General features: G+C 62.7%; 11 protein-coding genes. 8 read left to right on the top strand and 3 right to left on the bottom strand.

Annotation, left to right across the window (positions count from 1 at the left end; genetic code table 11):
- Window positions 1-26: 26 nt before the first annotated feature.
- On the bottom strand, window positions 27-1,556 hold the full coding sequence (locus GEV37_RS03505; protein ID WP_227388781.1) for a UxaA family hydrolase: 1,530 nt from the start codon (window positions 1,554-1,556) through the stop codon (window positions 27-29).
- A gap of 303 nt (window positions 1,557-1,859) precedes the next feature.
- Here GEV37_RS03505 and GEV37_RS03500 point away from each other — a divergent pair, with 303 nt between their 5' ends.
- From GEV37_RS03500 to GEV37_RS03475, 6 genes are all read left to right on the top strand, one after another.
- Complete coding sequence (locus tag GEV37_RS03500) at window positions 1,860-2,993, top strand: iron-containing alcohol dehydrogenase (protein ID WP_227388780.1); 1,134 nt, start codon at window positions 1,860-1,862, stop codon at window positions 2,991-2,993.
- Window positions 2,994-3,099: 106 nt separating this feature from the next.
- Complete coding sequence (locus GEV37_RS03495; RefSeq protein WP_227388779.1) at window positions 3,100-4,086, top strand: Bug family tripartite tricarboxylate transporter substrate binding protein; 987 nt, start codon at window positions 3,100-3,102, stop codon at window positions 4,084-4,086.
- A 34-nt stretch (window positions 4,087-4,120) separates the two neighbouring features.
- Window positions 4,121-4,918: an HpcH/HpaI aldolase family protein gene (locus tag GEV37_RS03490; RefSeq protein ID WP_227388778.1), complete on the top strand. Its 798-nt coding sequence runs from the start codon at window positions 4,121-4,123 to the stop codon at window positions 4,916-4,918.
- A 47-nt stretch (window positions 4,919-4,965) separates the two neighbouring features.
- A complete protein-coding gene (locus GEV37_RS03485) occupies window positions 4,966-5,946 on the top strand; it encodes a tripartite tricarboxylate transporter substrate binding protein (protein ID WP_227388777.1) in 981 nt (326 codons plus the stop codon).
- Window positions 5,947-5,955: 9 nt separating this feature from the next.
- The gene (locus tag GEV37_RS03480; RefSeq protein ID WP_227388776.1) at window positions 5,956-6,444 is read left to right on the top strand and encodes a tripartite tricarboxylate transporter TctB family protein; all 489 of its coding nucleotides are present in this window, start codon (window positions 5,956-5,958) and stop codon (window positions 6,442-6,444) included.
- The gene (locus tag GEV37_RS03475; protein ID WP_227388775.1) at window positions 6,432-7,937 is read left to right on the top strand and encodes a tripartite tricarboxylate transporter permease; all 1,506 of its coding nucleotides are present in this window, start codon (window positions 6,432-6,434) and stop codon (window positions 7,935-7,937) included. Before GEV37_RS03480 ends, GEV37_RS03475 begins: the two co-directional genes overlap by 13 nt.
- 82 nt (window positions 7,938-8,019) lie before the next feature.
- Here GEV37_RS03475 and araD1 read toward each other — a convergent pair whose 3' ends face one another.
- On the bottom strand, window positions 8,020-9,012 hold the full coding sequence (araD1, locus tag GEV37_RS03470; RefSeq protein WP_227388773.1) for an AraD1 family protein: 993 nt from the start codon (window positions 9,010-9,012) through the stop codon (window positions 8,020-8,022).
- A gap of 188 nt (window positions 9,013-9,200) precedes the next feature.
- Window positions 9,201-10,145, bottom strand: coding sequence for a LysR family transcriptional regulator (locus GEV37_RS03465; protein WP_227388772.1), 945 nt, complete (start codon window positions 10,143-10,145; stop codon window positions 9,201-9,203).
- A 152-nt stretch (window positions 10,146-10,297) separates the two neighbouring features.
- Between GEV37_RS03465 and GEV37_RS03460 the strand changes: the two genes are divergently transcribed.
- Entirely contained in the window at window positions 10,298-11,524 is a 1,227-nt protein-coding gene (locus GEV37_RS03460) for an aldose epimerase family protein (RefSeq protein ID WP_227388771.1), read from the top strand.
- A 96-nt stretch (window positions 11,525-11,620) separates the two neighbouring features.
- Entirely contained in the window at window positions 11,621-12,616 is a 996-nt protein-coding gene (locus GEV37_RS03455; protein WP_227388770.1) for an arabinose ABC transporter substrate-binding protein, read from the top strand.

The following is a 12,616-nucleotide window of genomic DNA, read 5'->3' as shown; positions in this document are numbered from 1 at the left end:
AGGAATCCGTGGCTCTTGTCGGTCGATCAGGTGACGGCGCCGACCATCCACGGAACGAACTCGTTGTTGCCGTAGCCGAGCGATTCGCTGGCGCTGGGTTCGCCGGAGGCGATCGCGATGATCCGCTCGAAGATCCGCTCGCCCACGCGCTCCACGCTGTCGGTTCCATCGACGATCACGCCGCAGTTGATGTCCATGTCTTCCTGCATTTTCTCATACATGGTGGTGTTGGTGGCGAGCTTGAGACACGGGGCCGGCTTGAATCCGGATACCGAGCCGCGCCCGGTGGTAAAGCAGACCACGTTGGAGCCCGAGGCGATCTGGCCGGTCACGGACACCGGGTCGTAGCCGGGACTATCCATGAAATTGAATCCCCGCTGGGTTCTTTTTTCCGCGTACAGCAACACATCGTTGAGACTCGATGTGCCACCCTTGGCAACGGCGCCCAGAGACTTCTCGAGTATCGTCGAGAGTCCGCCGGCCTTGTTGCCGGGAGAGGGGTTGTTATTGAGCTCGGCTCCGTTGATCTCGGTGTAGTGTTTCCACCAGTCGATGCGGTCGAGCAGTTTCTGCGCGACGCCTTGATCGATCGAGCGCTCGATCAAAAGGTTTTCGGCGCCGTAGATTTCCGGCGTTTCGGCCAGAATGACGCTTCCCCCGTGAGCCACGATAAGATCCGCGGCGTGACCCAGCGCCGGGTTGGCGGTGATGCCGGAGTAACCGTCCGAGCCGCCGCACTGAAGGGCCACGACCAGATGTTCGAGCGGCACCGCCGTACGCTGTGCACCCTTGTGCGCTTCGGCCAGGTGCATGATCTGGTCGCAGGCGGTCTTGATACTGGTGCGCGTACCGCCGGCGTCCTGAATGTTGAAGTAGGCAAGGCGGGATGCGTTCTCCAGCCCTTTTTTCTGAACCAGCGTTTTGACCTGGTTGGTTTCGCAGCCAAGGCCAATCATCAGCACGAAGGCGAAATTGGGGTGCTGGGCGTAGCCGGCCACCACCCGTTCAAGAAACGCGAACCCTTCCGACTCCGTGTTCATGGCGCAGCCGGAGCCGTGGGTGATCGGGACCACGCCATCGAACCCCATGCGTGTCAGCTCCCCTGACTGGTTCAGCTCCTCGGCGGCGGCCCTGGCCACGGTGGCCGAGCAGTTCACCGTTGAAAGAATGCCGATGTAATTGCGCGTCCCGACGCTTTTATCCTCGCGCTCGAAGCCCTGAAAGGTGCGGGTTTGATCGGTCGTGGCGGTTCGGGCGTGGGGCGTGAAGTGATCGAGCGACGAGTCGACTTCGATCATCTCGAGGTTATGGGTATGCACGTGTTCGCCAGGGGCGATATCACGCGCAGCGAGCCCGATCAACTGGCCATATTTGAAGATCGCCGCGCCTTTCTCGATGCCGACGAGCGCCACCTTGTGGCCCGCGTCGATGTTTTCCAGCGCGGGTGTGCCAGCCGCGTCGATGGGGATGCCTTGGGGAACGGGGCTCGAGGCAACGCCGACGTTGTCGCGAGCGTTGAGATGAATGATCACGGACGGCGAATTGATAAGGTTCATTGCGGCCTCATGCTTTTAGCAGCTCTCCAAGCGAGTCAAGGGAGCGTTTATTGTTCCTGCACTCTAGCAAGCCCTTTCAAAGCGTCGATTAGACTATCGTTCTACATAATGCTCATTGAACGCAATGTTCGTTTGATCTAGGTTGCTCTTGACGTCTCGATTGAAAAGCATTTGACGATGAGCGTTTCTCAATTGAGGTGGTGCCGCCGAATGTTGAACGAAAGCAGTGGTTGCTAAGGGTATGACGGTATGACACCTTTATTTTCGGTAGTCGATCGCATTCAATAATAAAGAGAATTCTTGATGCCCTATCTTATTAACTACCTCACTAAAGTACAGTTTGGCGAAGGCGCGATCACCGAGCTTTCCAATGAGCTCGAGACTCTCGGTATTACACGGCCTTTGTTCGTAACGGACAAAGGGCTGGTCGCGACTGGTCTCATCAATGAGGTGATCGCTGCCGCCCATCTGGACGGGCGCGCCCACCTGTTCGACGACACACCCTCCAACCCCACCGAAGCGGCCGTGGAACAAGCGCTGGCATTTTCAAGCGCGCATCAGTGCGATGGCATCGTGGCGGTCGGCGGCGGCTCGAGTATCGATCTGGCCAAGGCCGTGGCGCTGATGGCCCGCCACCCGGCGCCGCTTCGTCAGTACGCCGCCATTGAAGGCGGAGCGGCGAAAATCACCGCAGATGTATTGCCGCTGATCGCTATTCCCACCACGGCGGGGACCGGCAGTGAAGTCGGCAGAGCCTCGCTGATCACGATGAAGGACAGCCGCAAGCTCGGTTTTCTATCGCCGCATCTGATCCCTTCGGTGGCCATTTGCGACCCCAACCTGACGCTCGGCCTGCCGCCTTTTCTGACCGCTGCCACGGGCATGGATGCGATCGCCCACTGCGTCGAAACCTTTTTGAGTCCTAAAACGAACCCGCCTGCCGAGGCCATCGCGCTGGATGGGCTCACGCGCGCCAGCGCCCACCTGGTCGAGGCGGTCGAGTACGGCGATCGTCTGAACGCGAGAAGCGAGATGATGATGGCCGCGCTGGAAGGCGCCATGGCCTTTCAAAAAGGCCTCGGTGCGGTGCATTCGCTTTCCCACGCTCTGGGTGGGCTGATGGAGCTCAAGCTTCACCACGGCACGCTCAACGCCGTGCTGATGCCCACCGTGCTGCGCTTCAACCAGCCTTCCTGCGAGGAGAAATTCGAGCGTCTCAAGCAGGCGATGGGCCTTGCGCCCGAAGAGGATCTGGCCGCCGCTTTTGAAGCGCTCAACGCGCGGCTGGGAATGCCCAAGGGGCTTGAGGCGATGGGCGTCGAGAAGCATCACTTCAATGATATCGCTCAATGGGCGCTGGAAGACCACTCCACGGCCACCAATCCACGTACACCCTCGAAAGAGGACTTCCAACGCATGCTTGAAGACGCTTTCTAGTCAGCATTTTCGATCGCGCCGCACGCTTTGCAAGGCGCGAGGTAGGGCCCAGCCGTTTCACACAACAACCACAACAACGCCAACTTCATCGAAAAGGATACCTGCCATGACCACGCCAAACCGTCCCTTTAGCGTACTGATCGCTTCCTCGCTCGCCGTCGCCATGGCGGCGGCTTCCGGCTCGGCGCTCGCGGATTATCCGGAGCGCCCGCTCACGCTGATCGTTCCCTGGGCCGCCGGGGGCGGTACCGACGCCACGGCGCGCACCATCGCACGCGCCCTGGAAGAGCAGCTGGGGCAGAACGTCAACGTGGTCAATCGAACCGGGGGTAGCGGCGTGGTGGGTCACACTACCATGATCAACGCCCGCCCGGACGGCTACACCATTGGCCTGGCCACCGGCGAGGTCAACATGATGCACTGGCAGGGCCTGACTAATCTGACGTTCGAGGACTTTACCCCGATCGCCCAGATCAACTATGACTTCCCGGGCATTCAGGTCGCCGCCGACTCCCCCTATGACACGCTCGAGGCGCTGCTCGAGGCGATCCGCACCGAGCCCAAGGGCACCTTTACCGCTTCGGGCACCGGTCAGGGCGGCGTGTGGCACCTGGCGTTCGCCGGCTTCTTGATGGACCAGGGGATCGACGCGGATCAGGTGACGTGGATTCCCAGTGAAGGCGCGGCACCGGCGATGACTGAGCTGGTCTCCGGTGGTATCGACATTGTGCCGAGTTCGGTACCCGAGGCGCGCTCGATGATCGAGGCGGGCCGCGTCAAGAGCTTCGCGGTCATGTCGCCCGAGCGCATTCCGAGCTTCCCCGATATCCCCACCACTCAGGAGCTGATCGGCAGTAACTACCAGGTGGGCGAGTGGCGCGGTATTGCCGGGCCCAAGGGCATGGACCCGGACATCGTTGCGACCCTCGAGGCCGCGCTCGAAGCCGCCTACCAAAGCGATACCTATCAGGAGTTCATGCAGCAGCAAGGCTTCGGGACCGAGTGGCGCGACGCCGAGGCGTTCGGCCAGTTGATGCAAGAGATGGATGGCGTGTTCGGCGATATCGTCGAGCAGGTGGGCTTGGCCAACTGATTGAACGGCCGAGGGCCAGGTAAGGAGCGTTGCTATGCAAATACCCACGAACACCTTCAAGCGTGCGCTGGAAAGCGAATCCCCCCTCTGGGGGTGCTGGGCCGGCTTTGCCAGCGGCTACGCCACGGAAATCATGGCCGGTACGGGCTTTGACTGGCTGCTGATCGATGGCGAGCATGCGCCCAATACGCTGACCACCATTCTGTCCCAGCTGCAGGCTGTTGCCCCCTACCCGACGGCGCCGGTAGTGCGCAGCGTCAACCACGACCCGGCGCTGATCAAGCAGCTTCTGGACATCGGCGCGCAGACGTTGATGGTTCCCATGGTCGAAAGCGCCGAGCAGGCGGCGGCGCTGGTGCGCGCCACCCGTTACCCACCTCACGGTATTCGTGGGGTCGGGGGCGGCGTGGTGCGCGCCACCCGCTGGGATGGCGTGGACGATTACCTGAACAAGGCCGCCAACTCGCTTTGCCTGATCGTTCAGGTCGAGTCGCCCAAGGGCGTCGAGCAGGTCGAAGCGATCGCCGCGACCGACGGTGTGGATGCGGTGTTCGTCGGCCCGGCGGATCTTTCGGTGGGCATGGGGCACCCCGGCAACCCGGGCCACCCGGAGGTCCAGGAGGCGATTCGCCATGTCATCGAGACGGTCAAGGCGGCGGGCAAGCCGGTAGGCATTCTGGCCCCCGTGGAAGAGGATGCGCGGCGCTACCAGGCGCTTGGCTGCCAGTTCATCGCCGTTGGCATCGACATCAGTCTGATGCGCCAGGGCGCGCTTTCCACCATCGGCTTGTACAAGGAGCGGTCCGCCGAGCGCCCCTCGAGAACCTACTGATACTCATACCCATAATCATCAACAACAAGACGGTACAGGAGTTCGCAATGAAAAAGCTCACCATTGGACGCAAGGCGCTGTGCTCGTCGGTAGTACTGACGGCGCTGCTGGCCACCACGGCCCAGGCGGATTATCCGGAGCGGCCGCTGACCCTGATCGTTCCCTGGGCGGCCGGGGGCGGCACCGACGCCACGGCGCGCACCATCGCACGTGCGCTCGAAGAGGAGCTTGGCCAGAACGTCAACGTGGTCAATCGCACCGGTGGTAGCGGTGTGGTCGGCCACACTGCCATGATCAACGCGGCACCGGATGGCTATACGCTGGGGCTGGCAACCGTCGAAGTGAACACCATGCACTGGCTGGGCCTGACGAATCTCACCCATGAGGACTTCACGCCGATCGGCCAGATCAACTACGACCCGCCCGGTATTCAGGTCGCCGCCGACGCGCCCTACGAGGATCTTGGCGATCTGCTCGAGGCGATTCGCAGCGCCCCTCAGGGCGGCTTCACGACCTCGGGCACGGGGCAGGGCGGCATCTGGCATCTCGCCTTCACGGGGTTTTTGCTGGATCAGGATATTCCCGTCGACCAGATCGTCTGGATTCCCAGCGAAGGCTCGGCGCCGGCAATGACGGAGCTGGCCTCCGGTGGTATCGAGGCGGTGTCGACCTCGGTGCCCGAAGCGCGTTCGATGATCGAGGCCGGTCGGGTGAAAAGCCTTGCGGTCATGGCGCCAGAGCGACTCGCGGCCTTTCCCGATATCCCCACCACGCGTGAGCTGGTGGACAGCACTTATCAGGTTGGCGCGTGGCGCGGCATCGTCGGTCCCCAGGGTATGGACGAGGAGGTTGTGGCCACGCTCGAGGCCGCGCTTGAAGCCGCTTACCAGAGCGACACCTATCAGGACTTCATGTCCCAACGCGGCTTCGGCACCGAGTGGCGCGACGCCGAGGCGTTCGGCCAGATGATGCAGGAGATGGATGGCGTGCTGGGTGAGATCGTCGAGCAGGTTGGCCTGGCCAACTAAGGAGGCCGCATGCGGGACTTGTTTGCCGGGCTGGCGTTTTTCGCCGCTGGCGTCGCCACCATCATGATGGCCCGGCAGTTTCCTACCCTGCCAAGCCTGCAGTATGGGCCATCGCTGTTCCCTACCATCGTGGGCGTGGGTTTTTGCCTCGGCGGGGCGGCACTGGCCGTCAATGCGCTGCTGGCCAGACGACAACTTGCGCTGGCGCGCGGGACTGACAACGCGCCAGCGCCTGCCACGCAGAGAATGAGGCCGACCATGGTGTTGCCGCCATTGGCGGTACTTTTCTATATCTTGGCCAGCGACTATCTGGGCGCGGCACTCACCATGGCGATGATCATGCTCGTACTGATGCTCGTTCGAAAGACCGCTGTCGTGGTGGCGGTGATTGCCTCGGTCGTCGTGGCGCTGGCGATCTACTTCGTGTTCTCGCGCTACCTGCTCATTCCATTGCCCCAGGGCGTCTTGTTCGAAGGGGGATTGCCGTGGATATTCTGATCAATGGCATCGGTCTGGTGCTCAATATCGAGACCTTGCTGGTCATCTTTCTAGCATCACTATTCGGTATCTTTGTCGGCGCCGTACCCGGGTTGACCGCGACCATGGCGGTAGCACTGCTGGTACCGCTGACCTTCTACATGGATACCATTCCGGCTATCGCCGCGATCGTGACGACCTCGGCTATGGCGATCTTCGCCGGTGACATCCCGGGTACCTATCTCAATATCCCGGGTACGCCGGCCTCGGCGGCCTATGTGGGCGAGTCTTACGCGCTGGCCAAGAAGGGCCGGGCGAGAGAGGCGCTGGGGATCAACCTGGTATGCTCGGTATTCGGCGGTATCTTCGGCACGATCATCCTGATCGTGGTGGCTCAGTCGCTGGCAGAAGTAGCGCTGCAATTCAGCGCCTTCGAGTACTTCTGGCTGGCGGTACTGGGCCTGAGCTGCTCCATCTTCATTTCGGTCGGGTCGCGGATCAAGGCGTTTCTGTCGCTGCTGTTCGGCGTACTGCTGTCGACCGTCGGGCTCGACATGATGAGCGGCGCGCCGCGCTTCACCTTCGGCGTGCCGGATCTGATGGCCGGGATCAACTTCATTCCGGTGATGATCGGCATGTTCGCGCTCAACGAACTGATCAGCTACTACGGCTCACGTTCGGAGAAGAAGAACATCGGCATCGACGACAGCGACAGCGTCTTTCGCCAGGTGCCCAACCACTTGAAGCGCTACTGGCGTAACATGGTGCGCGGAAGCTCCATCGGCACCCTGATCGGCGCGCTGCCCGGGGCTGGTGCGGACATCGCCGCCTGGATCTCCTATGGGGTCGGCAAGGGGCGCTCGAAAGAGAAGGAGAAGTACGGCACCGGCAACGTCGAGGGGATCGTCGACGCCAGCTCCGCGAACAACTCCGGTATCAGCGGCGCCTGGGTGCCTGCGCTGGTGTTCGGCATTCCGGGTGATTCGATCACCGCGATCGTGATTGGCGTGCTCTACATGAAGGGCATGAACCCGGGGCCCACCATCTTCATGGACAGCACCGGCATGATCTACGCGCTGTTTCTGGTGTTCATCGTCGCCAACCTGATGATGCTGCCGGTGGGTTATGCCGCCATTCGCCTGTCGAAGCTTTTCATCCTCACGCCCAGCCGCATCCTCATGCCGGCCATTCTGTGCTTTTGTATCGTGGGTGCCTTCGCCATCAATAACAGCGTCGTCGATATCTGGCTGATGCTGATCGTGGGTCTGGTGGCGTATCTTCTGGCGGTGAACGACTTTCCCATGGCGCCGGCCATCCTGGGGCTGGTGCTGGGCAAGGTGGTGGAGAACAACTTCATGAGCGCGATGCTGCGCACCGGCGGTGATCTGACCAGTTTCTTTGCCAGGCCGATCAGTGCCGGGCTTGGCGTTGCCGTGATTCTGTTGTGGTGCTCGCCGCTGCTGCTCAGAGCCTATCGTCGTTATCGGGCGAACCGCGCCGCCATCGCGCCATGAAAGCCACCTATCAACGCGCCGCGAGTGCATGACTCGCGGCGCGTTGGTTTTCAGCGGTGCCCCGATGGACGCCGAGGTGCCATCACAGGGGGCGCACGTTGATCGCTGGTGTCTGCGTTTCCAGCGCCAGGGTATTGCGCAGCGCTCTGCCGAATGCAGGAATACCGATCTCGAAACGGTCTCCCTCGCGCGCCTCGATGCTATCGGCAAAGCTCAGCGTCGCTGTACCGAAAAAGTGTACATGCACGTCGCCCGGGCGGCGAAAACCGGGGTACTTGAAGTGATGGTATTCCAGGTTGGACAGGCTGTGGGCCATATTGGCCTCACCGGTCACGAACGGCTTTTCCCATAGCGTGCTGCCTTGTCGCACGATGCGGCTGACTCCCTCGAGGTGGGCGGGCAGTTCGCCGACCAGTATTTCGGGACCGAAGCTGCAGGCGCGAAGCTTCGAATGGGCCAGCCACAGGTAGTTGAAACGCTCGGTAACGTGATCTGAGAACTCGTTGCCCAGTGCGTAGCCAACCCGACAGGGGTGTCCGTCGTCATCAATGATGTACAGGCCGGCAAGCTCGGGCTCCTCGCCCGCGTCCTGAGCGAAGCTGGGGGAGGCGATGACTTGCTCGGGAGCAACGACGCACTGACCGTCGCCTTTGTAGAACCATTCTGGCTGGGCGCCTGTATGGCCCTGTCGAGGCTTGCCGCCCTCCACGCCAAGCTTGAACATGCGCATGGAGTCGGTCAGCTCCTCCTCGCTGACCTGGGTCTTGGCATGCATGGCCGAACGTGTATCGGCGCTGCCCAGGTGGGTCAGTCCAGTTCCTGTGACCAGGCAATGCGCCGGGTCGGGATGGGTCAGGGGCGGCAGTAGTCGGCGCTCGTCCACCAGCCGCTGGTAATCGATGCGGTCCTCGCTTCTGCGTGACTGAACGGCTTGCTCGAGCGGTACTCCTTCCGCGATGGCGGCGCGTGCCAGAGCATAGGTACCGCCCTCGATGTTCACCACTCGAACGCTTTTCTCGTTCTCCACTTCGGCTACCCGTAAGCAGTTGTGCTCGATGAACTGAATCAGCCGCATGATCGTTTATCCTTGTTGGTTTATTGGCGACGTAGTTTGATCAACTTGTCAGCACGCGTATGCTGCGATCGACCAAACTATATGTCTAACATAAGTGCTGCTATGTCGCAGGTAAAGTATGTCGCAGGTAAAGGCAGGGTCGACCTATGTATCAGGCTTATGGCTTGGCATGAAACATGGTCGATGCTTCAAACGCTGTCCTCGATCATCAGGGCCCGCAGCTCGCTCATCAGCGCCGCCGCCCCCGGCGACAGCCGGCGGTTTCGCAGGCTGACCAGCCCGTAGGGCTGCACGCGGAGGGTTTCGTGAAAGGGGAGCTGGCGAAAGCGCTGCGGCGCACAAAGCAGATCCGCGGTTTCCCGGGTGATGACGGTCAGGGTGTCGGACTTCGAGACCAGCGCCAGCGATACCAGCAGGTCGGCGGTATCGACGACCTGGCGGGGCGGCGCGACCTGGTGGTTGAGAAAGAGAGCATCGACCCGCTGGCGCATCAAGGCGCCCGGTGGCTGAAGCGCCCAGGGGAAGGCGGCCATATCCAGAAGCGCCGGCGCCGCCACCTGCGCCAGCGGATGCCCTTCCCGGCAGATGAAGCAGAGCTCCTCCTCGCCGATCTCCTCGAACACGAAGTGCTCGATGTCGCTACCTGCGGGGATGCGGGTGATGGCGAAATCGAGCTCGCCCTCCAGCAGGCGCGGCACCAGCGCCTTGCTCACATCCACCTCGACGCTGATCTTGAGTGTCGGGCGGTCGCGGTGGATACGCTCGATGGCGCTGGTCAGAAGCGTCACCGCCGGCGCCATTACCGTGCCAACGGCCACCGTCCCTAAATGGCCTCGGCCGAGCGCATCGAGCTCCTCGCCGGTATGGCGCAGCGTCGAGAGCAGACTATGGGCCTGGCGAATCATCACCTCGCCGTACCAGTTGGGCACGAGCCCGCGGGGCTTGCGATCGAAAAGCCGCAGGCCCAGGTGAGCCTCGAGATCCCCGAGCAGCTTCGAGGCGGCGGGCTGGCTGATCCCCAGTGCCCGGGCCGCCCGGTGCAGGTTGCGGTGCTCGTCGATCGCCAGAAACAGCTGAAAATGGCGCAACTTTAGTCGAGCGCCGAGAAACCAGTCGTCGTCGCGAATGCCCATGGATCAAGCCTTCCGAGGTGATGCATAACCATTTGAATATCGTTTTCAGGGGATTTTCATATTGGTTGGTTATATCGACCTTGTCTAGCATAGGGATTTGATTGGCGGCGGCTGGCCGCTGAATAACAATAACGAACGACGGGAGGAGAGCCATGCCTCTGACCCATGCCAGACCCGCCCGCTGGAAGCGCTCCGCCTCGAAGGCCGGGCTGATCGCAAGCCTGCTGTGCGCTACCGCCCACGCGAGCCAGGAAGCGCCCCGCACGACGGACGACGCCGTGTTCGAGAACGTCGAGCGCTCGACGTTCGGCCGCCTGCCCGACGGCCGCGAGGTCGAGCGTTACAGGATCACCAACGTCAACGGCCTCGTGCTGTCGGTCATCACCTACGGCGGCATCATCACGGCGCTTGAGGTACCGGATGCCGACGGTCGACTCGACGACATCGTGCTGGGGTTCGACACGCTCGACGGATACCTCTCGGATACCTATCGGCAGGTCAATCCCTACTTCGGGGCGCTCATCGGCCGCTACGGCAACCGCATCGCCGGCGGGCGGTTCTCTCTGGATGGGGAGAACTACACGCTCGCCACCAACGATGGCGACAATCACCTGCACGGCGGAGAGCAAGGCTTCGACCGGGTGCTGTGGGAGGCGGACCCCTTCGACAGCGACGGTGGTTCGGGCGTGGTGCTGCGCTATACCAGCGCTGACGGGGAGCAGGGGTATCCTGGCGAACTGCGCGTGGCCGTCACCTACATGCTCACCGACGATGACGAACTCGTCGTCGACTACCAGGCCGAGACCGACCAGCCCACCCCGGTCAACCTGACCCAGCACAGCTACTTCAATCTCGAAGGTGAAGGCAGCGGCCGCATTGCCGACCACCGCCTCATGCTTGCGGCCTCCACCTTCACCCCGGTGGACGCAACGCTGATTCCCACCGGCGAGCGACGCGCCGTGGCGGGCACGCCCTTCGATTTTACCCAGCCCAGGGCCATCGGCGAGCGCATCGACGAGGACAACGAGCAGTTGGCCTTCGGCCAGGGGTATGACCACAACTTCGTGCTCGACCGGGGGAACGCAGGCGACGACGAGCCGGTGCTGGCGGCGCGCGTATGGGCGCCCGCCACCGGCCGGGTGCTGGAGATCGAGACCACCGAGCCCGGTATACAGTTCTACTCCGGCAATTTTCTGGACGGCGAGCTGACCGGCAAGCGCGGCGAACCCTACGCGCACCGCTCGGGATTTGCGCTTGAGACCCAGCACTTTCCCGACTCGCCCAACCAGGCCGGCTTTCCGAGCACGATCCTTTCGCCCGGCGAGCACTACCAATCGCGTACCGTGATGCGCTTCTCGACCCGCCCTCGGCCCGACTGACCCGCGCTCGAGCCTATAACGACCATCGAACCTATAACGACAACCGAACCCATAACGACAACCGAACCCATAACGACAATCATCCAGGAGTTCACCATGCCCTCGTTGCCCTCACTCACGCGCCTTGCGCTGTGCGCCTCCCTGGCCCTGGCACCGCTGGCCGCCGCCCAGGCGCAGACCGATACCGTCAAGATCGGCTTCATCGTCAAGAAACCCGAGCAGGCCTGGTTCATCAATGAGCAGCAGGCGGCCACCGATGCCGGCGAGGAGCTGGGGTTTCAGGTAGTGCGTCTCGGCGGTGAAGATGGCCAGGAGGTGCTCAGCGCCATCGACAACCTCTACGCCCAAGGAGCGCAGGGTTTCGTCATCTGCCCGCCGGACGTGCGCCTGGGGCCGGCGATCATGAACCGCGCCGAGCAGTACGGCATGAAGGTGATCACCGTGGACGATCAGTTCGTGACGTCCAGCGGCGAGCCGATGGAGGGCGTGCCGCACCTGGGGATGTCCGGCACCAGAATCGGCATGCAGGTGGGCGAGGCGATCGCCGCCGAGATGCAGGCCCGCGGCTGGAACATGGACGAGGTCGCGGCGCTGCGCATCACCAACAACGAGTTGCCCACGGCGGTGGAGCGCACCGACGGCGCCACCCAGGCGCTGCTGGCGGCGGGCTTTCCCGAGGCCAACATCTTCGATGCGCCTCAGCAGAGCACCGATACCAGCGGGGCGTTTTCCGCCGCCTCGCCGGTGCTCTCCCAGCGCGGCGGTTTCGAGCATTGGGTGATCTACGCCTTGAACGAGGAGAGCGTGCTGGGCGGCGTGCGCGCCACCGAGCAGTACGGCCTGGCGCCCGACAACGTGATCGGCGTGGGCATCAACGGCTCCGGCGCGGCCTTCGCCGAGTTCTCGCGGAGCAACCCGACCGGTTTCCACGGCACCGTGGCGGTGAGCTCCACCATGCACGGTCGTCAGACCGCCGAGGACCTCTACCGCTGGATCGCCGAGGACGAACAGCCGCCGGCCAATACCGAGACCACCGGCACCCTGATGACCCGCGACAACTGGCAGGACGTACGCGAGGAACTGGGCCTTTGA

The sequence above is a fragment of the Vreelandella malpeensis genome (genome assembly GCF_020622355.1).
Lineage (GTDB): Bacteria > Pseudomonadota > Gammaproteobacteria > Pseudomonadales > Halomonadaceae > Vreelandella > Vreelandella malpeensis.
This window is presented reverse-complemented; position numbering and strand designations above follow the sequence as displayed.

Excerpts from the sequence above, each read along its gene's own strand:
- GEV37_RS03460 (WP_227388771.1), top strand. The coding sequence starts at position 10,298 with ATGCCTCTGACCCATGCCAGACCCGCCCGCTGGAAGCGCTCCGCCTCG.
- araD1 (WP_227388773.1), bottom strand. The coding sequence starts at position 9,012 with ATGCGGCTGATTCAGTTCATCGAGCACAACTGCTTACGGGTAGCCGAA.
- GEV37_RS03505 (WP_227388781.1), bottom strand. The coding sequence starts at position 1,556 with ATGAACCTTATCAATTCGCCGTCCGTGATCATTCATCTCAACGCTCGC.
- GEV37_RS03490 (WP_227388778.1), top strand. The coding sequence starts at position 4,121 with ATGCAAATACCCACGAACACCTTCAAGCGTGCGCTGGAAAGCGAATCC.
- GEV37_RS03495 (WP_227388779.1), top strand. The coding sequence starts at position 3,100 with ATGACCACGCCAAACCGTCCCTTTAGCGTACTGATCGCTTCCTCGCTC.
- GEV37_RS03465 (WP_227388772.1), bottom strand. The coding sequence starts at position 10,145 with ATGGGCATTCGCGACGACGACTGGTTTCTCGGCGCTCGACTAAAGTTG.
- GEV37_RS03500 (WP_227388780.1), top strand. The coding sequence starts at position 1,860 with ATGCCCTATCTTATTAACTACCTCACTAAAGTACAGTTTGGCGAAGGC.
- GEV37_RS03485 (WP_227388777.1), top strand. The coding sequence starts at position 4,966 with ATGAAAAAGCTCACCATTGGACGCAAGGCGCTGTGCTCGTCGGTAGTA.
- GEV37_RS03455 (WP_227388770.1), top strand. The coding sequence starts at position 11,621 with ATGCCCTCGTTGCCCTCACTCACGCGCCTTGCGCTGTGCGCCTCCCTG.
- GEV37_RS03480 (WP_227388776.1), top strand. The coding sequence starts at position 5,956 with ATGCGGGACTTGTTTGCCGGGCTGGCGTTTTTCGCCGCTGGCGTCGCC.